Source organism: Pseudomonas onubensis, assembly GCF_965653655.1.
In the GTDB taxonomy this organism is placed as follows: domain Bacteria; phylum Pseudomonadota; class Gammaproteobacteria; order Pseudomonadales; family Pseudomonadaceae; genus Aquipseudomonas.
Genome location: NZ_CBFHAZ010000019.1, coordinates 1 through 19,055 on the forward strand (window position 1 = coordinate 1; position 19,055 = coordinate 19,055).

16 protein-coding genes are annotated in these 19,055 nt (G+C 60.3%); 13 read left to right on the forward strand and 3 right to left on the reverse strand.

What is annotated here, in order from left to right; genetic code table 11:
* Positions 1 to 415: 415 nt before the first annotated feature.
* The 12 genes from ACTD9P_RS09075 to ACTD9P_RS09130 all read left to right on the forward strand — a co-directional run bounded on the left by ACTD9P_RS09075 (position 416) and on the right by ACTD9P_RS09130 (position 15,971).
* Positions 416 to 724: a DUF6124 family protein gene (locus ACTD9P_RS09075; RefSeq protein ID WP_017136535.1), complete on the forward strand. Its 309-nt coding sequence runs from the start codon at positions 416 to 418 to the stop codon at positions 722 to 724.
* A 534-nt stretch (positions 725 to 1,258) separates the two neighbouring features.
* Positions 1,259 to 3,124: a 3-dehydroquinate synthase gene (locus ACTD9P_RS09080; protein ID WP_438867456.1), complete on the forward strand. Its 1,866-nt coding sequence runs from the start codon at positions 1,259 to 1,261 to the stop codon at positions 3,122 to 3,124.
* Between the two features lie 5 nt (positions 3,125 to 3,129).
* Positions 3,130 to 3,999 carry a UbiA family prenyltransferase gene (locus tag ACTD9P_RS09085; RefSeq protein WP_438867512.1) on the forward strand — a complete coding sequence of 290 codons (870 nt, stop codon included), beginning with the start codon at positions 3,130 to 3,132 and terminating at the stop codon, positions 3,997 to 3,999.
* A complete protein-coding gene (locus ACTD9P_RS09090) occupies positions 3,996 to 4,679 on the forward strand; it encodes an EboA domain-containing protein (RefSeq protein ID WP_438867457.1) in 684 nt (227 codons plus the stop codon). The genes ACTD9P_RS09085 and ACTD9P_RS09090 overlap by 4 nt, the downstream gene beginning before the upstream one ends.
* Before the next feature lie 32 nt (positions 4,680 to 4,711).
* Positions 4,712 to 5,596 carry a TatD family hydrolase gene (locus ACTD9P_RS09095; RefSeq protein ID WP_438867458.1) on the forward strand — a complete coding sequence of 295 codons (885 nt, stop codon included), beginning with the start codon at positions 4,712 to 4,714 and terminating at the stop codon, positions 5,594 to 5,596.
* On the forward strand, positions 5,593 to 6,813 hold the full coding sequence (gene eboE / locus ACTD9P_RS09100) for a metabolite traffic protein EboE (RefSeq protein WP_438867459.1): 1,221 nt from the start codon (positions 5,593 to 5,595) through the stop codon (positions 6,811 to 6,813). The genes ACTD9P_RS09095 and eboE overlap by 4 nt, the downstream gene beginning before the upstream one ends.
* Entirely contained in the window at positions 6,803 to 8,239 is a 1,437-nt protein-coding gene (locus ACTD9P_RS09105) for an alkaline phosphatase family protein (protein ID WP_438867513.1), read from the forward strand. The genes eboE and ACTD9P_RS09105 overlap by 11 nt, the downstream gene beginning before the upstream one ends.
* Positions 8,218 to 9,369, forward strand: coding sequence for a hypothetical protein (locus tag ACTD9P_RS09110; RefSeq protein WP_438867460.1), 1,152 nt, complete (start codon positions 8,218 to 8,220; stop codon positions 9,367 to 9,369). The genes ACTD9P_RS09105 and ACTD9P_RS09110 overlap by 22 nt, the downstream gene beginning before the upstream one ends.
* Positions 9,370 to 9,379: 10 nt before the next feature.
* The gene (locus ACTD9P_RS09115; protein WP_438867461.1) at positions 9,380 to 11,743 is read left to right on the forward strand and encodes a hypothetical protein; all 2,364 of its coding nucleotides are present in this window, start codon (positions 9,380 to 9,382) and stop codon (positions 11,741 to 11,743) included.
* A 59-nt stretch (positions 11,744 to 11,802) separates the two neighbouring features.
* Positions 11,803 to 13,098, forward strand: coding sequence for a hypothetical protein (locus ACTD9P_RS09120; RefSeq protein WP_438867462.1), 1,296 nt, complete (start codon positions 11,803 to 11,805; stop codon positions 13,096 to 13,098).
* 3 nt (positions 13,099 to 13,101) lie between these two features.
* Positions 13,102 to 14,910: a hypothetical protein gene (locus ACTD9P_RS09125; RefSeq protein ID WP_438867463.1), complete on the forward strand. Its 1,809-nt coding sequence runs from the start codon at positions 13,102 to 13,104 to the stop codon at positions 14,908 to 14,910.
* Between the two features lie 11 nt (positions 14,911 to 14,921).
* On the forward strand, positions 14,922 to 15,971 hold the full coding sequence (locus tag ACTD9P_RS09130; protein ID WP_438867464.1) for a hypothetical protein: 1,050 nt from the start codon (positions 14,922 to 14,924) through the stop codon (positions 15,969 to 15,971).
* Positions 15,972 to 15,979: 8 nt separating this feature from the next.
* Here the strand turns inward: ACTD9P_RS09130 and ACTD9P_RS09135 are convergent, their stop codons facing one another.
* On the reverse strand, positions 15,980 to 16,276 hold the full coding sequence (locus ACTD9P_RS09135; RefSeq protein ID WP_438867465.1) for a putative quinol monooxygenase: 297 nt from the start codon (positions 16,274 to 16,276) through the stop codon (positions 15,980 to 15,982).
* A gap of 546 nt (positions 16,277 to 16,822) precedes the next feature.
* On the opposite strand from ACTD9P_RS09135, the gene ACTD9P_RS09140 reads away from it, so the two are divergent.
* Positions 16,823 to 17,347: a hypothetical protein gene (locus tag ACTD9P_RS09140; RefSeq protein ID WP_438867466.1), complete on the forward strand. Its 525-nt coding sequence runs from the start codon at positions 16,823 to 16,825 to the stop codon at positions 17,345 to 17,347.
* Positions 17,348 to 17,396: 49 nt separating this feature from the next.
* On the opposite strand, the gene ACTD9P_RS09145 is transcribed toward ACTD9P_RS09140, so the two are convergent.
* Together ACTD9P_RS09145 and ACTD9P_RS09150 are read right to left on the reverse strand one after the other, a co-directional pair.
* Positions 17,397 to 18,671: a histidine--tRNA ligase gene (locus ACTD9P_RS09145; protein WP_438867467.1), complete on the reverse strand. Its 1,275-nt coding sequence runs from the start codon at positions 18,669 to 18,671 to the stop codon at positions 17,397 to 17,399.
* Between the two features lie 3 nt (positions 18,672 to 18,674).
* Positions 18,675 to 19,022 (reverse strand): DUF1330 domain-containing protein, encoded by a 348-nt coding sequence (locus ACTD9P_RS09150; RefSeq protein ID WP_438867468.1) that lies wholly within the window; start codon positions 19,020 to 19,022, stop codon positions 18,675 to 18,677.
* Positions 19,023 to 19,055 lie beyond the last annotated feature (33 nt).

Here is a 19,055-nt window from a genome sequence, read left to right on the forward strand (position 1 = left end):
GGGTCAGCCACACCTGTGCTGACTGACACTACGCTTTCGCGAGCAAGCCCGCTCCCACATTGGATCTGTGGCGCTGCTCCGTGTGGCTGATCAGTCAGTGGCCTTTCGACATGGTTTGTAAAGGGCCAGCAAGGCGTGTCCCTTTTAATTGCAGGACGTTTCCTAGACAATCCCTGCCGCCTTGTGCCTGTTGGAATCGATGGCTAGTCTGCGATCCGTCACTGCTCATCAGTGATCGGGTTTAGCAGCCTGCCTTCAATAGGAACACGGTTCACCGCTGCGTTTATGGTGGCTGTGCGTGGGGCACCTTCGGGTGCGCTGGTTTTCCTATTGACCGGTCTGCTAACCCGCGTACAGCTACCACCCTCGTTTAGCAGCGCTGGTGGTAGCTCTATGGTTCAATAGGAGTTACACCATGAAAAAAGTCGTTCCCGACCCACCCCGCAATTGCGCCAAAGACCGCGCCGCCTTCAACCGCGCCCTCGACCATTACCTGCCCACCCCCGGCGTTCACAGCGTTATCGAAGACCTGAGCTTTGAAGACGCCTTGCTCTACACCGCCAGCCTGCTCGACAGCGCTTCGGCCACCACGCTCAATTGCAGTGAAATGCTCGCCAGCCCCGAACGGGCGAAGATTCTGGCGGTGTGGCATTTGCTGGAGCTTGCCCGCACCACGGTGGATCGCTCTATCGAGTGCCTGAAACCTGCCAAGGCAATGGCTTAAACGCGGTAAAAAAAATGTGGGAGCGGGCTTGCTCGCGAATGCGGTGGGTCAGCCACACCTGTGCTGACTGACACTGCGCTTTCGCGAGCAAGCCCGCTCCCACAATGGACCTGCTGAGTATTTGAGTTATTTGGATGCCGCTGCATTAAACGGAATAGTTCTCGACAACTACGCGCGCATAAACTTGTTATAGCCAGCCGCAATAATTCACCAAACAAACCTCGCGTTTTTGAACTCAACTTGTTACTTGCAACGGTCATCAACAACAGCTTCTTGACGCTGCCATAAAAGCCATACAACTAATTGTAAATGTTGAATAATCACCGCTAAACCTTCTCCTCTAAAACGCCCTTTTCAAACTCCCTTCCGCACAAACTTGCAAAACAACCACAACCGGCTACGTTCATGAATACCGTGAAAGCCATCAGCCATTACGCACAAAACCTGCCCGCCAGGTGAGGGGTTTTATTGCTCTAAAAACAGCGCAAGCACAGACACGGAATTTAAGTCTCAACACTCAAAAGGGATGCTTTGATGAAGCGCAGCCAGCGGTATCGTGCGTTCACGAAAAAGGGCCCAGCCGAACATTTTTGGCTGTCATTGGTGTGCTTTTCTGTGCTGGTGATTGCCAGCTTCCTGTTGTTTGAACAACAGATCCAAGACTTCCTGATTCACCTCAACCTGTACCAACCGTCTACGCCTGCCCAGGCGTTTAACCTGGCACTGTTGCTGGTCGCCCTGCTCGCGCTGGACGTGGTGCTGCCGGTGCCGTCGAGCATGGTGGCGTTGCTGGCGGTGGCCATGCTCGGCAGCGTTGGCGGTTACCTGGTGATCTTTATCGGGCTATGCCTGGGCGCAGGCCTGGGGTATGCCCTGGGCGCCGGTTATTTTCGTTTGCTGTCGGGCCGCCTTGGCTTGCATCAGCGCTCGCCCGGGCAGTTGGCGTACCGGTTGGGCACGCTGTCGTTGATTTGCCTGCGCGGTGTGCCGGTGTTGGCGGAAACCTCGGTGGTGGCCGCCGGGATGCAGCGCTATCCGCTGCGGGCCTTTTTGCTGATCACCACCTTGGCCAATGCCGGCCTGGCGCTGGCTTACACGGCCATTGGCACGTTCCTGATCGAGCAGAATTCATTGCTGGTCACGGTGCTGGCCAGCATGGTGTTGCCGCTGGCGTTTGTGGCGATCTACAGCTTGCTCAAGCGCAAGCCCAAAGTCGACCAGCCTTTGCACGGGCGGTTCGAGGTGACTTACGACTACCCGGTGATCTTCACCGAACACCTGTTCGATCCGCTCAACCCGTGCCTGCACCACCAACTCATCACCCAGCACAGTGCACCCGTCACGGTGATGGTGTTCGCCGATGAGCAACTGCTGCACAGCGCCCCGGCGTTGCGCGAACAGATCGACGCCTACTTCGCGGCCCATGCCGATCTGCAGCTGCTCGCCACGCCCATCGCGGTGCCGGCCGGTGAACTGAGCAAGACCTCAGAGGTGTTGCAGCAGCTCTACAGCGACATGCTGCAACACGGCCTGGACCGGCATTGCTACGTGCTGGCCCTGGGCGGCGGCGCGGTGCTGGATGCGGTGGGTTACGCCTGCGCGACCTTTCACCGGGGCATTCGGCTGATCCGTATCCCCAGCACCGTGCTCGCCCAGAACGATGCCGGCATTGGCGTGAAAAACGGCATCAATGCCTTCGGCCAGAAGAACCTGCTCGGCGCGTTCTACCCCGCCAACGCGGTGATCAACGACTTCCAGCTGCTCACCAGCCTCACCCGCCGCGACCAGATCGCCGGGCTGGCTGAAGCGGTGAAAGTGGCGCTGATCAAGGACGCCGCGTTCTTCGAGTGGATGGAAGCCAACGCCAGCGCCCTCGCCCACTTTGACCACGCGGCCAGCCGCTATGCGATTCGCCGTTGCGCCGAGCTGCACCTGGGGCATATCACCGGGGCTGGTGACCCGTTCGAACGCGGCAACGGCCGCCCGCTGGATTACGGGCACTGGGCCGCGCACAAGCTGGAAAACCTCAGCCATCACCGGCTGAGGCACGGCGAAGCAGTGGCCGTGGGCATGGCCCTGGATGGGCTTTACGCAAACGCACTGGGCCTGTTGAGCGATACCGAGACCGAACGGGTGATGAACCTGCTGGACACGCTGGGCTTCAACCTGTGCCCGCCGGAATTGAGTGCGACCGATGCCCAAGGCCGCTCGCCGCTGTTGCTCGGCCTGGAAGAATTTCGCCAGCACTTGGGCGGGCAACTGTCGATCCCCATGCTCACCGGCATCGGCCAATCGGTGGACCTGCATGCAATCGACAGCGCGAAGATGCATGCGGCGCTGCAACGGCTGGCGGCCCACAGCCGCCCGGCACTGCCTGCCACCGAGGGCTACGCGCGATGAGCCCGATGAAAACCTGGATGACCCTCGGCCGCGTGTCCAACCTGCCCACGGTGTGGACCAACACCCTGGCCGCCGCCCTGCTCGCCAGCAGTGCCGGGGCCCTGGCGCCGCCCTCGTCGCTGGTGTGGGTGCTGCTGCTGATCACCTTGTCGCTGCTGTACCTGGCCGGGATGTTCTTGAATGACCTGCTCGATGCCGACTGGGACGCGCAACACCACAACCCGCGCCCCATCACCCTGGGACTTGCCAGCCGCCAGCAAGTCGGCCTGGCCACGACCTTGCTGCTGGTGCTCGCGGCAGCGGCGGTGCTGGGCCTGAGCCGCTTGATCGACGCGCCACATTGGCTGCTCGGCGGCGTAGTGCTGCTGGTGGGCTGCATCTTTGGCTACAACCTGCTGCATAAAAAATACGCCCACAGCGTGTGGCTGATGGGCGCCTGCCGCTCGGCGCTGTACCTCACGGCCGCCGCCAGCCTGGCGGTCCCGTCGGAGCCGATCTGGCTGTGCGCGATTCTGCTTGGCGTGTACATCAGCGGCCTGACTTACCTGGCCCGCCAGGAGCATCGCAACCAACTGATCAGCCGCTTGCCACTGCTGTTGATGCTCAGCCCGCTGGCGCTGGCGATCTACTCCAACAACCTGTGGTTCTGGCCGGTAATGCTGCTGTGGCTTGGCTGGTTGGGCTGGCATTACTGGAAACACCTGGCCAACCCGCAACAGCGCCAGGTGCGTGCGTTTATCGGCGCAGGTTTAGCCGCGCTGCCGTTGTTCGATGCACTGGTGCTGGCGGTGGCCAACCAACCATTGGGCAGCCTGTTATGTGTGCTGGTGTTTTTCCTGCTTCCCCACTTTCAGCGTTGGATCAAGCCGACATGAACATGCGCCCGGATAACCTCGCCGACTTTCGCTTGGGCCTCACTCAACAGTTGGATGCCACGCAACTGCAGTGGTGGTTGCAGGCGCATGCACAGCTTGAAGAACAACCGCATGCCGCCACTGCAGCGCTGCTCAGCGGCCAGTGCAAACGCCAGTTGCCCGCCGCTGTTGTCGCACCAGCACGTGCGCTGGTGGTAGCCAAGGCTTTGGAACACACCCCGACAGAGCAACACCTGCCGCTGCTGCGCCAACTGTTCCTGTGGGGCGACGATCAGGAAAAAAGCGCCCTGCTTAGTGCCCTCGACTGGCTCGACAGCGACGGGCTGTGCCTGGAACTCGCGTTGCAGGCCGGACGCACCAGCAACCCCCAGGTGTTTGCCGCCCTGGCCCTCGACACCGCCTACCCGTCACGTCATTACCCGGAACGCGCCTTTCACCAACTGGTGCTCAAGGCGCTCGGCATGGGCCTCGACATCGGCCGTTTGGTGAACCTGGCCCAGCACCACAGCGTGACGCTCAACCAGCTCGCCCTCGACCTGCTCGACGAACAGCTCGCGGCCTCGCGCACCGTGTCCCCTGGTTTGCCCAAAGCGATCGCCTTTGACCTGCTCAGCCCGGCGCAACTGCAGCGCCTGCGCGGCCTGAGCCTGCCACCCGAATGGCACGCCTACCTGAACTGATGCACATCGCCTTCCCTTGACGAGGATTCACCATGCTCAAGTATTTCGATCCGCATATCCATATGGTCAGCCGCACCACCGACGACTACCAGAACATGGCCGCCGCCGGCATCACCGGGGTGATCGAACCGGCGTTCTGGCAAGGCCAGGCACGCACCAGCCTGGGCAGTTTCGTCGACTATTTCGACACGCTGCTGGGCTGGGAACGCTTTCGCGCGAGCATGTTCGGCATCCATCACTTCTGCACCATCGGCCTGAACCCCAAGGAGGCCAATGACCTGTCGATTGCCAATGAAGTGCTGGAGATGCTGCCGCGTTATCTGGTCAAGGATGGCGTGGTGGCGGTGGGAGAAATCGGCTATGACGACATCACCCCTGAAGAAGACCGCTTCCTCGCCGCACAACTGGAGCTGGCCAAGCAATTCAACCTGCCGGTGCTGGTACACACGCCGCATCGCGACAAGATCGGCGGCACCAAACGCACCCTTGCCGTGATCCGCGAAGTGGGGATTGCCGAACACCTGGTGATCATCGACCACCTCAACGAACTGACCTTGCCGCTGGTGCTCGACAGCGACTGCTGGCGCGGCCATTCGATCTACCCCAACACCAAGATGTCCGAGCAGCGCATGGTCGCGTTGCTGCAGGAATACGGCACCGAAAAAATGGTGGTCAACAGCGCGGCAGACTGGGGCATCAGTGACCCGCTCAAGGTGCCCAAGACCGGCCAGGCGATGCTCGCGGCCGGGTTCACGCAAGCCCAGGTCGAACAGGTGCTGTTCCATAACCCGGTGGACTTTTTTGCCCAGAGCGGCCAGCTCGACAAGGCACTGGTGAGCACGCCGCTGCCCATCGACCAGCGCAAGCAATGGCAGGAAAACTCGGCCCTGCGTGGCCAGGACCCGGTGGTCAAATGAGCGCCGCCAACGGCTGGGCGGCCAGCCAGATCGGCTATTGCAGCAATGTGCACCCGGCCCGTGACCTGGCCGCGCTGCGCGCCTCCATCACCGAGCATTTTCAGGGTGTGCGCAGCTTGCGCGGGCTGGAGCAACAAGACAGCGGCCTGTGGATCTGCGCTCAGGCGGCGGCACAATTACAGCACGCCTCGGCACGCAAGCAGTTTGTGCAGTTACTCAAGCAAAGCGGCGTGCGCCTGACCTCGCTGAACGGTTTTCCCTACGGCGATTTCCACCAGGGCGCGGTCAAGGCCGAGGTGTATTTGCCCAGTTGGGCCGACCCGCAGCGGCTGGCTTACAGCCTGGACCTGGCGCGCATTCTTGCCCACGCCCTGCCCGACGATTGCTGCCAAGGGGTGATTTCCACGGTGCCGTTGGGCTATGCCGCAACCTGGAGCAAAGCGCGGCAACTGCGCGCCGATGAACACCTGACCCAACTCACCGACGCACTGGCCGCGCTGCACCGCAAAACCGGCAAGAAAATTGTGTTCTGCCTGGAGATGGAGCCCGACTGTGTGCTGGAAAACACCGAGCAGACCATCGCCTTCTTCCAACGTCGACAGGCCATGGACCCGAACCATGCCTACCTGGCGCTGTGTTTTGATGTGTGCCACCAAGCGGTGATGTTCGAGGATTGTTATCAATCCCTGGACCGGCTGTGTAACACCGGCGTGCAGGTGGGCAAGATCCAGCTGTCCAATGCGATGATCTGCCACTTGCCGCCCGACGATGCCGCTCGGCGCGGAGCCGTGCTCAACACCCTCGCAAGCTTTGCCGAAGCCACCTACCTGCACCAGGTCAAGGCACTCGATGCACAGGGCGGCCGTGTGGCCTGGCCCGACTTGCCGGCGGCCCTGCAGGCGTGCGCCGGGTTCAACGAGCTGCGCATTCACTTCCATATCCCGCTGTTCAGCGAACACCTGTTGTTGCCCGAACTGCGCGGCAGCCAGGTGGCCCTGGCCCAGACCTTCGACTACCTGGCCGCCCACACTGAGTTTCGCCCGGTGTTGGAGGTGGAAACCTACAGCTGGGGCGTGCTGCCCGCGCAACTGCGGCCCACCACGGAGCAGGCGCAGCTGGAAGGTATCGTCGCCGAGCTGCGTTGGGTCGAGGGCCAATTGCGCCAGCGCAACCTGCTGCAATCCCTGATGCAGGAGGCGTATGCCGATGCGCTCTGAGCAACCGCTGCTGCTGATCAATGTGGTCGGGCTGACGTCTTCGCTGCTGGGTGAGGCGACGCCGCAGATCAACGCGCTGCTCAAGACCGCCAAGATGGCCAGCCTGCAACCGGTGTTCCCTGCCGTGACGTCCACGGTGCAGGCCTCGATCCTCACCGGCGCGCCGCCGTCCAAGCATGGGATTGTCGGCAATGGCTGGTACTTTCGCGACCAGGCCGAGGTGCGTTTCTGGCTGCAACCCAACGCGCTGATCCAGGGCGAAAAGGTCTGGCACACCCTCAAGCGTGAAATGCCGGGCTTTCGCTGCAGCCAGTTGTTCTGGTGGTACAACATGTACGCCGATGTGAGCGCCTCCATCACGCCGCGCCCGCATTACCCGGCCGATGGGCGCAAACAATTTGGCCTGTATTCGTCGCCGCCAGGGTTGCATGAGCAGATCGAGGCGCAGATTGGCGAGTTCCCTTTCCATGGCTTTTGGGGGCCGGCGGCGGGCATCGCGTCAAGCCGCTGGATTGTCGATTGCGCCATGGCCGAGTTCCAGATCAGTCGCCCGCACCTGCAATTGATCTACCTGCCGCACCTCGATTACAGCCTGCAACGCGTGGGGCCTGAGCACCCATCGATTGCTGATGAAGTGCGCGCCATCGACAGCGAGGTGGGGCGTTTGCTGGCCTTCGCCGAGGCCCAGGGCGCGGCGGTGATGCTGCTGTCTGAGTACGGCATCGAAGCCGTCACGCAGTCGGTGTCGATCAACCGCGTATTGCGCGCCGAAGGCTTGTTGCAGGTGCGCCAATCCTTGAGCTGGGAACTGCTCGACCCCGGCGCCAGCGCGGCGTTTGCGGTGGCGGACCATCAGGTCGCACATGTCTACGTAAAGCACACGCAGGACATCCCGCGCGTTAAAGCCTTGTTGCAGTGCCAGCCCGGCATCGAGCAGGTGCTGGACAAGGCCGAGCAACGCACCTGGCAGCTCGACCACTCCCGCAGCGGCGAGCTGGTGGCCGTGGCCGCTGCCGGGTTCTGGTTCGATTACTACTACTGGCTGGATGAGCGCAAAGCGCCGGATTTTGCGCGCACCGTGGACATTCACCGCAAGCCCGGCTACGACCCGGTCGAGCTGTTTATCAACCCGGCGATTCGCTTGCCCAAGCTCAAAGTGGCGCGCCGTCTGCTGCAAAAAAAGCTCGGTTTTCGCTACTACATGGACCTGATCCCACTGGACACGGGGTTAGTCCGTGGCAGCCACGGCCGCCTGCCCGGCAGCGCGCAGACCGGCCCGCTGCTGATCACCAATTGCGACCTGGCGTTGCCGCAGCAACTGGCGGCGACGGCAGTCAAGCAACTGCTCCTGGAGCACTTCCTGGGGCGCCCTCACCTCGAACTGGCGAATGCCAAGGAGCTTTCATGCGGCGAGCCTTATCTATAACGGTCCTGAGTGCCCTGGCCGGATTGGCCCAGGCCCAGGCCCAGGCCCAGGACACCAACCCCTTCGATTGCAGCAACTTTTTGCAGTTCGGAGGCAATCTCGACGCCACCCGGGCCGCCTTCACCCAAGGCCCCGACACCCTCGCCTGGAACTGGTTTGCCTGCCTGAACCAGCCCGCCGGCGCGCAAAGCCCTGACCGAGTCTGGGAAACCCTGAAACCGTCGGATCAGGTTTACCTGCCTAACGGCGCCCAACCGCTGCCCTATGGCCAAAGCGTGCCACCACCCGCCGCCGTGCTGACCCAGGCCCAGGCGATGGGCATGAACCCCAACCGCATCTTGCATAACCTCAACGCCACGCAACAGGTAGACGGGCTGATCCTGCAAATGGGCGGCCAGGTGCCGGCGGCCGAAAAAGGCCAGGCAGTGCGCTTCCAACTGCTGATGGGCCAGGACACGTTCAACTACATCGTGCAGCAGAAGGTTTACAACGTGAATGGCCAGGCCGCACTCACCAGCGACCTGAACTTCCCCTCCACTGCCTGGGAGCTGAAAGCCGCGTGGCTGTGGATCGGTAATGACACGGCCTACCAGCAACAATTGGCCAGCCAGGGTTACTACATTGCCCAGGCCTACTACCAGCAGGGCAAGCAGTATCAGGTCGGCTATGCGGCGTTGAGCGGCTTGCATGTGATCAACAAGCTGAACCCGGACTGGGTGTGGACCACCTTCGAAAACCGTAACAACAGCCAGTACACGGTGACCAACGCCGCACCCGCCGCGCCGATGACCAACAGCACCGGGCCAACAGCGGCGGCGCAGCCGGTGAACACCACCTTCCAGGCCCAATACCCGGCGTTGGCGCAGTACGAACTGATCGGCGTGCAATCCAACACCACGCCCACTTTGCTCGCCAACTCCCAGCTGGAATCGGCGTTCCAGAGTGAGTCTTCGTGTTTTGCCTGCCATGGCACCGCGGCCTATTCGCCCAAGCAGGGCTACTTCAATTTCGCCTTGAACAAAGACGGCGGCATCGTCTACCCCACCGCGCCGCTGCCCGCCTCCGACTTTGTCGGTTACCACAAACTGGACTTTGTCTGGTCGCTCAAACGCGCCCAGTGGCAACGTTAAGGAGCCTCACATGAGCGTCTTGAATTTCCCGCGTATCTACCTGGGCGGCCATATGTTCTGGAACCCGCCGACTGCCAACAACAACGACATGTACCCGCTGTACGATGCGGTAAAAATGCAGATGAACTGGCCGTTCTTGAAGGCCTTCGACATCACCCCGCTGAACGCCGCCAGCACCTTGTTGCCCTGGACCATCGCCCCGCTGCCGCCCGCCAGCGTGCCCGACTACGTGATGCAGGTGCCGGGCAACGCCGGGCAGTTGACCACGTCGATGATCCCCGGCGAGTGGAACCTGTTCGGCGACAACGCCTGCGGCACCGTGAGCTACAACCAGACCCAGTCGGTGATCACCGGCGGCGAGTTGCCGGGCGGCGGCTACGTGGGCCAGGACCCGCTGATCAACCAGAGTTTCCAACTGCTCGGCAACCCCTTCGGCGGTGCGCCCAGCTCGCCGGCGCGCTTTGTCGACGTGAGCCCCTGGCAGAACACTTTTACCGCGCTGTACTTCGACAAACTGGTGCTGGGCAATGCCGAGTGCGGCCTGACGCTCAATCGCCAGTTCCGCATGCTCGACCGCTTTCTCAACTTCAACTGGGCCAACCTCGGCGGCCTGGCCTACGTGACCACTACCTGGCAAACCTGTTTCCCCAAAGAGAACCTGGAATGGGTGATCGGTAATTCAGCCTTGCTGCAAAACCTGCAAACCCAGATGGCGCAGCAAAATGCCAAGGGCTTGATGTTCCGTTTTTCGACCTACCTGACGTGCTACGACAAGAACGGCATCCTCAACAACTACCCGCCGATCGACACTCACTCCTCCAGCGCCGCAGCCCAGGCCCAGGTGCAGGCCATGTACCAACAGGGGCTGGATAACGTCGGCGATATCTTCTTCAACCCGGCCTATAGCCGCACGGTCGGCACCCTGGGCTTGTGGCTGGAAGATGAGTTCCCCACCGCTCCCGCAGGCCGGCGCTTGGTGCCGGCCGGTGCAGTGCCCATCTACAAGACCTCGCCGGGCACGGCCACCCAGGCGCAACTCGGGGTGATCTCGGCGCAGGCCCACGACAACACCTTGTCGCTGGACCTGGGCAATGCCTTCCCGTTCTACCCGATCGACAAGGCGGCGGACATCCCGGTCGCGGCCAAATACCAGGCCGGCAATTACCAGATTGGTATCCGCCAGGGCACGCAATTCAGCCCGCTGGCCAGTTTTGGTTATGACGATTATCAACAAGCAGCTTTCGACAAACGCTCGGGCATCCTCGACCTGCCGTTGGGTGTGGACGCCCAGGCACTCCTGCAAACCGGAACCCTGGAACTGCAACAACCCGGCACCACGCCCGTGATCGCCGCGACCCAGCAGATGTGGACCGCCGAAGTCGTCGAGAGCGCCAGCTTTATCGACGTGGGCGACACCAGAACCTTGCAGGTGATGGTGCAGTACGACGGCCTGCCCGCGCCTGCCGGCACCACGTTGTGGGTGGCCGAATACGGCAATGCCTACATGCTGTGTACCACCGACTATTACCTGGCCTTCAGCAACGCGGCCAACTTCACGCTGTTCAACAACGACCCGGCCAACCCGGCCAATAACAGCGCCAATTGGCCGCAATTTCAAGGCGCAACCACGCTGCGCAGCCACGTGACCGAGGGCACCGGTCGCCAATTGATGGCCACGCGGCTGGCGGTGTCAGCCGATCAAACGACGCCGATGACCTACCAGGAATTTTTACCGACGCCTGCCGCCGTCGCCTTAAGCCCGACGCTCACGTTCGCCAACCCGATCGCCATGCAAGGCACCTTGCAAGACCCGCTCAACAGCACGGTGCAATACAGCCTGGCGAAGATCCAGACCGACGCCAACGGCATCGCCAACTTGACCGTCACGGCCCAGGCGCCGGGCTTTCCGACCTTGCGCTTCTTTGTGCAGGAAGGTCAGCAAACCCCGACGATCCCGTTCAGCTTCCCGCTGCCCACGGCCTTCACCGACTTCCTCGCGCCGCTGCGGGTGCTGCCGCTGGAGCCGCAGTTGCAGCAGAACTTCGTCGACGCCTGGAACCTGATTTATCAACGCGAAAACGCCGGCCAACTGATCTGGGAGACCTTCATCTACCCCTTCATCCTGCAGCCGTTCTATTACCTGTACCCGATCATGAGCAAGTTCATGCCGCTCAATTCCTTGTCGCGCATTGAAGGCGCGGTGGACCAACTGATTGTGTTGATCAGCAAGCCGTATCAGGAAGAAAGCACCCTGGCGATGCCCATCACGCGGGACATGCCGCAAAGCCGTCGAGCCGTGCTGGAGCTGTGGGCGAACGCCCTGGTGAAACGCAACTACCCGCCGGTGCAATTGAGCATGAGCGACTACCACTGAGCCACACACAGGAGCGCCGGGTGGCCTGACGACTGCCCGGCACCACACAGGAGTGTCCTATGAACACCAGTTTCTTGAGCCGACTGTTGCTGCTGATGGGGCTGGTCAGCCTGCCGGCCCTGGCGCGCGAAGAACCGCAGCCATCGATGTTGGCCACGCAGCTCAACTGCCAGCCGCCGAGCAGCGCCCCGGCCGCGAGTGCGCCGCAGGACCAGTTCGATCAATACAGCTGGCAGATGTTTGTCGCCCTGAACTGGCCGGCCCAGGACGGGCAACGCGGCACGCCCAACTGCAACAAACAGCCGGGGGATTCGGGCTACACCGTGTGGCAAACCTACAAGACCGTCAGTGAGATCTTCCTGCCAGGCGCCGCCAACCCTGGGCCATGGAACAGCCCGCTGACAGCCCGCAGCCTGGGCATTATCAATATTGCCGCGCTGAAGAACAGTTCGCTGGTCAACTCCATCGACCAGGCGGTCGGTGGCTGGCTGATCGACCAGGCGGGCAACCCGACCTACTACGATATCTCGGCCAACCAGGCGTCCTATAACTACATTGTCGGCAACCGCTTCTACAACGCGAATGTGGTGTCCAAAGCCAGCAACACCAGCTTCCCCAACGGGGTGATCGAGATCAAATCGAGTTGGCGCATCCTCACCCCGAGGGACAACGCCAGCCATTACCTGACGCAGATTGCGCGCGTGGCCACGTTCAATAATCAGGGCCAACGCACCGGCGTGACCGAGGCGTATCTGGGGCTGGTGGGCCTGCATATCATCACCAAGGTCAATGGCTACCCGCAGTGGATCTGGTCTACCTTCGAGCAGATCGAAAACGTGCCGCCCAAGGCCAAGGTCAATGGCCAGTGGGTCGATCAACCGGTGTCCGGTACGGCGTATTCCTACTACAACTCTGTGGCCCCGGCCGCCACGCTCAACCAATCGCCGTGCAACTGGCAGACCCAGGGCACGCAACTGGTCTGTGTGCCCAAGCCCGGCACCACGTTCCAGACGCCGAACCCGCTTAACCGCGTCACGCCGATTGCCGACGCCACACGCTGGGTAAATGCCAATTACCAGACCAACCCCGGCCTGCAACGCAGCGTCTTGAAGTACTACCAGCTGATCACCACCCAGCGCCCGCTGATGCCCAATAACCCGAGCAACCCGTTGGGCCAGCCGACACCGGCGCTGTCGGCCAACGTGACCATGGAGAGCTACATCCAGCCCAATAGCAGTTGCATGAATTGCCATTCCATGGCGACGCCGGTGAAGAGCCCGTTCAAGTCTGATTTCTCTTACCTGTTCAAATTCGCCAACCCGCCTGTCACCCCACACGCCACGGACAAGGAATAGACCATGAGCATCCTCAATGGACCACGACTGAATTTCTGGGGCGGCATCCGCACGGACGTGAGCTTGCCCAACAACTCGCCGACCATCCCGTTCAATGGCAACCCGAACTGGCCGCTGTTCGACCTGACCACCTCGACCCTGGCGCCGGGTGCGCAGTCTTATACCGATGACCAGCTGAACAATATGATCAACGCGCCGGCAGGCAATTACTACACCGCCGGCGGCTGGAACCACTATGGTCAGCATGTGGTGGACATGCAGAACGCCTTGATCAGCTCCCAGGGTGTGCCGGGCAACATCAGCACCACCGGCGACCTGATTGGCCAGCCGGTGTACCTGCTCGGTTCGATAGACCCGGTGACCGGCCAGGGCCCGGTCTCCGGCCCGATGATGGTGGACCTGGACCCCAGCGCCTCGACCACCACGCAGATCTTTGTCGGCGGCCTGCAAATTGGCGGCAACGACAATATTCAGTTGCTGATCCGCAACAATGCAGTGTGCAGTAGTTATGACGTGACCGGCCGCGTGCTCGATCCGGCAAAAATGGACGCACCGGGCTCGTTCCATGCCAGCGGCACCTTCCAGCTGACCTTCCCGCTGAGCAGCATCGTCAGCTGGAACCACAACAGTGCCGGCCTCAAGGCGATTATCCAGGCGCCGGGCGCGACGGGCATTGTCTTGCGGTTTGTGATGTTTGAGATGTGCCCGCAGATGACCACGGCGCAGTTGGACGCCGATTACGCCGCCGGCAAGTACACGCCGAACCCGAGCATCGGGCGGGTGATCGGCACCCTGGCCCCGGCGTTTGCCGGCGAGTTGCCGGGTTGCCAGCCGGGCCGCCAGATAGTCAACCAGGCCACGGGCAATGCCGCCTACGCGGCGCTGGGCAACAATGGTTTGCTGAGCCTGGATATGGTCAATGTCATCCCCAAGCAAACCTTCCGCGCCGTGCGCGATGACATCACCAGCCCCATCGGGCCGAATGCCAATTACGGCCCGGTGACCATTGCCGCCGGTGCCGCACCGTTGACGACGCTCAACCCGGCCGCCAGCCCGCTGGTCAATTACTACGTGTACGGCGGTATCGTCGACCTGCCCCTGAGTACCAGCCAGCAGCAAGCCGTGAGAACCACCGCGTTGAACATCACCGCGCCCAATGCGGTGAACGGTAAAAAACTCAATGCCACCGAGGCGACGTACCGGGTGTCTGCCGACCAGCGCAATGTGTACCTGGAGGATTACCCCAATGGCCTGACCATCACCTTGCGCGTCAGCTACCTGGGCGGGCCGGTGCCCAGCGCCACCAAGGTGAGCCTGGGGGCCAGCGCGCCGGGTGTTTACGATCAAAAGCAGTACATCGACTTTCTCAACTTCCCTGCTTCACTGACCGTGAATGCCGGGCAACAGACCGTGAGTTTCCCGGTCACGCTTAAAAGCGGCAGCGCCGGCCAGGCCGGTTTTGTCGCGCTGACCTGCACGGCCAATGGCGTGGACGATGGCGCCTTCTTCACCAACTTGCGCAAATACGCCCAGACCGATTTCGGTATCGCCAAGGGCAGCACCATCACCTGGGCACAGGTTTACCCGAACGTGCTGCGCTTTCACTACCTGGCCTTCCCCGCCATGTCGCGCTACGTGCCGCTCAACCAGCCCGACGCGATCATGGCCGCGAAAAACGCGATTCTGGCGCGCACCTCGGACGCCTACAAAGGCACCACGCTGTTCATGCCAGTCGTGCGCTCGATGTCGCCGGCCCAGCGTGCGTTGCTGCGCGCCTACCTCACCGGCAGCCCATGGCAGCCGCCGCAATAGGAGCACACCTGATGACCTTGCATATCCCGGCGCAGCCCATTGAGGCGCTGCACCCCAGCACACTGATTGCCGACGGCCTGCTCAACCCGCGCGGCCTGTGCCTGCAAGAAGATGGCAGCCTGTTGTTGGCCGAAGCTGGCTCCGGCCTGGCGGACCAACCCTTCAGCGGCCGCATCAGCCGCTTGCAACCCGACCCTGCGCGGCCTGGCGAATACTTGCCCGGCGAAGTCATTGCCCACGGCTTTCGCAGCATGAACATGCAGCCGCGCATGCTGCGTGATGAAATCATGGGCGTGTCGGACATCGCCTTCGGCGACGGGCGCTGCCTGGCCAGCCTCACCGATTATGTCGGTGGCTCGCAACTGCTCGACCTGCAATACAACCCGCCTGAGCCGGTGTTCCACAGTCGGGGCAATTTGAATGCGCTGTGCTACCACCCCACCCGCCACAGCTGGCTGGCGGTAAAGCCGGATACCAATCAACTGGTGGAGTTCACGCAAGGCCGGGACGAACGGGTGCTGGCACAACTGCCGGAACTCGATCAGGGCCAGGAAGCCGTGCCCGTGACCCTGGTGTACGAACCGCATACGGACGCGGTGCTGATCAGCCTGTTCTCTGGCGAGCTGCACGGCGATCCGGCTCGCAAGGGCCTCGATTTTGCCGACTTTGCCGGTCAAGTGATCCGTGTGCACCCGGCCAGCGGGCAAATAGAGGTGGTGATACGTGGCCTGCAATTGCCCACGGGCCTGGCGTTGTGCCCGCGCGGCAGGTTGCTGGTGCTGGAGCTGTGCAGCCACCTGCAACAACCGCTGCTGCCGGACTGGAACGGCGAACTGTTGCACGGCGGTTTTACCCGGTTCAGTGGGCGCTTGTTGCGTTGCAACCTGCACACCCGGGAAGTCGAAGTGCTGGTGCGCGGCCTGGATACGCCGTCCAACTTATGCGTGGTGCCGGGCGCTGTGCTGATCAGCGAAGGCATGGGGCTGACCGGTCGGCTAATCCCCACGCCCTACAACACTGTGGTGCCATTGAGCGGCAAGATAAGGCGGGTGCCACTCTGATAACGGCCTTATACCGCGTCCTCCAACAGCAAAACGGTCGCAGGCCCGGCACGAAACGATGGATTGTGCTGGGCCGCTGCGACCATATGAGGGGCGATATGGTGGGCGTCCAATGCGGCCTTTGAGGCCCACTTTTCGATGAGGACAAAGCTGTCGGGGTTGCCCACCACGGGATGCAGGTCGTAGCGCAGGCATCCGCGCTCGGCCCGCACCTTAGGCGCCAGCTGCTCGAACGCGGCCAACTGCTGCGAGCCCTTACCGGGCTGGGTATTGATCATCACGACAAGCCGCACTTCATTTGGCATGAACACACCATTACGTTGATTGGATAAGGAAGCAGCACAGTACTTGAGCATGCTGCCGGGTAGCAAAAAACAAATTACACACGTGGATTTCACACGGATTTCACAGTCGCGCGCCTAGCTTGAACTCAGCTCCTAAGTGAACACCTTTTAAGCCCGCGCCCCCATCGTGGGCTTTTCTTTGTCTGGTGTGCTGAGACAACCCTGCGCGCTTATGGGCCAAACAAAGTGGCGTATTGTGTGACGGGTCAGCGCGTCCCCCCACTACCCTGCATTGGCTGGCGCAGCCCGATACCCGGTGAACGTACATCCTTAGCGAATAACGACCGGCCAGCCTGCAATTTCAATATCAAGCAAGCCGCCACGCCATCGGTGCTTTTCCAGCCGGCCGAGGATAGGCTTCGCGCAGAGAACAGTGTCAAACCAAGATCGCCGACAGCCCCATTAAAAGTGCAATACCTAAATTCTAAATAAAGTATTTCAAGACTTTACAACGCCCGCAGGCTTTGTTAAAACATTGGAAATTAATTAACTTGAAGGGAGTCAAGTATGCAAACTGATACTTTGAAAACAATTGAAGTCATCCACACACTTGGTCCCGCAGGCACCAATTGTGAAAAAGCCGCCAAGGAATGGTATAAGCGTCAAGGTAGAACGGGAACGGTTAAGCTCTATCAAACACTGGAACAAGCACTGGAAGAAATGCCAAGAACCCCCGCCAATGCCTTACTCGGCTGCATTGTTTATCCAGAACTGCACACATTGGTGTTCTCTAATTTAAAAACCCTGGCACTCTCCGACTGTTTCATTATGCCGACCTTCAACATGGTATTGGCGGCCAGACACCAAGGGCCGATCAGCTCAGTTGCAACCCATCCAGCCCCGCAACTGCTAGCCTCCGATGAATACGAGAAAACGATCGTAACCAGCAACTCGGAAGCCGCCATACAATGTTCCGCCGGTGCTGTAGATGCCTGCATTACGACACTGCCTTCCGCCACCCACTACAACCTGCATATCAAGGAAGACTTTGGTGAAGTGCCGATGGGCTTTTCAATACACACCGTCAAATAATTAATTGGTTCATGCTTTCGAAGGTGTTCGAAAGCATGAATGACAGCCGTCAGACTTTCTCAAACTCCACGCTGCGTTTCTGATAAGCAGCACCGGTGTAATAATAGAATGCAGCGTAACCTTCGGCGTGGAGACCTTCTAACTGGCGACGATGATTTTTTTGCTTTCTCAGTACGTTGACGACCGCGTACTGTTGTGCGGCCTGCGCGGCAAAACCATAAGCAGCCAGCGACTGAGCATTATCGTCAACGAAAACAATTGCACGCGTCTCGCCCTCCCCACCATTCAGATTTTCGGCTTCCAGGACCTCGCACAAGCGCTCAAAGCCGATGGAAAACCCGCAGGCAGCCACGTCGCGCCCCATCAGACGGCCAATGACCCCGTCGTAGCGCCCGCCACCGGCAATAGAGAACGGAAAGTCCTTATAGGAAATTTCAAAGATCTGTCCGGTGTAATAACCCATGCCCCTAATTAGCGAAGGATCAAACAGTATTTGAAAATCCCCCTTCGACAACGCCCTCACGGTATCCATTACCACATTCAGCTCGTCTATCAGCCCGATGACATTTTCGGGCGGCGTACCCTTGAACACAGAGGTCATACCTTGGGGGGTATCAATTTTCTCATTTAGAAAATCAATCAGGCGCTGAACCGCCACCGCGGGGTAACCGTTAAGTTCGGCCTGTACCCCCTCGATACCGATTTTGTCCTGCTTATCCAGCGCTATCATAATGCTGGCAAAGTCACCGGGTGCAAATCCACATTCAACCAACAACGCTTCGATCAATTGGCGGTTATTGATACGAATAATAAAGTCCCGCAGCCCCACGCCGTTCAAACATCGCGCAGTGGTTCTGATCAGGTCAATTTCGGCGTTAATAGAAGGCTCACCAATCACATCGATATCGCATTGTACAAATTGACGGTAGCGACCTCGCTGAGGCCGCTCCGCACGCCAGACCGGCCCCGCCTGTATCGATTTGAAAGGCGTCGGCAGTTGCGAAATGTTGTTGGCATAAAACCGTGAGAGCGGAATCGTCAAATCAAACCGCATACCATACTCGGCGATATCCGATTCTTCCTGTGCATTAGCCACATCGAGTTTTTCGCCACGTTTCATCACTTTGAAGATGAGCTTTTCATTTTCCCCGCCCTGCCCTGCGAGCAACAGATCAAGGCTTTCGAGTACGGGCGTTTCTATCCGACGAAAACCACAGGCTTGATAAGCACCCAGGATCTTGTGAAGGGCAAAGTCACGAAGCTGTGCCGCCGCGGGTAATATATCCCGCGTTCCACGCACCGGGTTAACGTTGACTTTTTTCATGATTCATCCTTTGTCCGTTACCAGGCCCGGCATCAAGGCTGCCAGGCTGTGGTCGTAACCGTTCAGAATAAAAAAATGGGTAGACGCCGACTTTCGACGAAAATTCGCGGCTTCCTGATACTCAGGTGAATCGTAAAAGTCCCGCGCAACTTGATAAGACTCAAACTCTAGAAGCACAATACGTGCAGGCGCGCTTTCACCTTCGTGAATTGTGTAATCCGTGCCCCTGGACAAAAATGTTCCACGGTATTTCTCCACGGCCTTTGGGGTGCGCGCGACGTACTGCTTGAAGGTGTCCGGGTCATTGACGCTGATGATAGCCAGTACATAACCTTTTTGAACTTTAGCCATGAGTTACTCCTGTAAAAACACGCCCAACACGCA

What these genes read in the sequence shown, in the direction of transcription:
- ACTD9P_RS09130 (WP_438867464.1), top strand. Translation starts at nt 14,922, where the DNA reads ATGACCTTGCATATCCCGGCGCAGCCCATTGAGGCGCTGCACCCCAGC.
- ACTD9P_RS09080 (WP_438867456.1), top strand. Translation starts at nt 1,259, where the DNA reads ATGAAGCGCAGCCAGCGGTATCGTGCGTTCACGAAAAAGGGCCCAGCC.
- ACTD9P_RS09075 (WP_017136535.1), top strand. Translation starts at nt 416, where the DNA reads ATGAAAAAAGTCGTTCCCGACCCACCCCGCAATTGCGCCAAAGACCGC.
- ACTD9P_RS09105 (WP_438867513.1), top strand. Translation starts at nt 6,803, where the DNA reads ATGCGCTCTGAGCAACCGCTGCTGCTGATCAATGTGGTCGGGCTGACG.
- ACTD9P_RS09145 (WP_438867467.1), bottom strand. Translation starts at nt 18,671, where the DNA reads ATGAAAAAAGTCAACGTTAACCCGGTGCGTGGAACGCGGGATATATTA.
- ACTD9P_RS09120 (WP_438867462.1), top strand. Translation starts at nt 11,803, where the DNA reads ATGAACACCAGTTTCTTGAGCCGACTGTTGCTGCTGATGGGGCTGGTC.
- ACTD9P_RS09095 (WP_438867458.1), top strand. Translation starts at nt 4,712, where the DNA reads ATGCTCAAGTATTTCGATCCGCATATCCATATGGTCAGCCGCACCACC.
- ACTD9P_RS09090 (WP_438867457.1), top strand. Translation starts at nt 3,996, where the DNA reads ATGAACATGCGCCCGGATAACCTCGCCGACTTTCGCTTGGGCCTCACT.
- ACTD9P_RS09085 (WP_438867512.1), top strand. Translation starts at nt 3,130, where the DNA reads ATGAAAACCTGGATGACCCTCGGCCGCGTGTCCAACCTGCCCACGGTG.
- ACTD9P_RS09150 (WP_438867468.1), bottom strand. Translation starts at nt 19,022, where the DNA reads ATGGCTAAAGTTCAAAAAGGTTATGTACTGGCTATCATCAGCGTCAAT.
- ACTD9P_RS09140 (WP_438867466.1), top strand. Translation starts at nt 16,823, where the DNA reads ATGCAAACTGATACTTTGAAAACAATTGAAGTCATCCACACACTTGGT.
- eboE (WP_438867459.1), top strand. Translation starts at nt 5,593, where the DNA reads ATGAGCGCCGCCAACGGCTGGGCGGCCAGCCAGATCGGCTATTGCAGC.
- ACTD9P_RS09135 (WP_438867465.1), bottom strand. Translation starts at nt 16,276, where the DNA reads ATGCCAAATGAAGTGCGGCTTGTCGTGATGATCAATACCCAGCCCGGT.
- ACTD9P_RS09115 (WP_438867461.1), top strand. Translation starts at nt 9,380, where the DNA reads ATGAGCGTCTTGAATTTCCCGCGTATCTACCTGGGCGGCCATATGTTC.
- ACTD9P_RS09125 (WP_438867463.1), top strand. Translation starts at nt 13,102, where the DNA reads ATGAGCATCCTCAATGGACCACGACTGAATTTCTGGGGCGGCATCCGC.
- ACTD9P_RS09110 (WP_438867460.1), top strand. Translation starts at nt 8,218, where the DNA reads ATGCGGCGAGCCTTATCTATAACGGTCCTGAGTGCCCTGGCCGGATTG.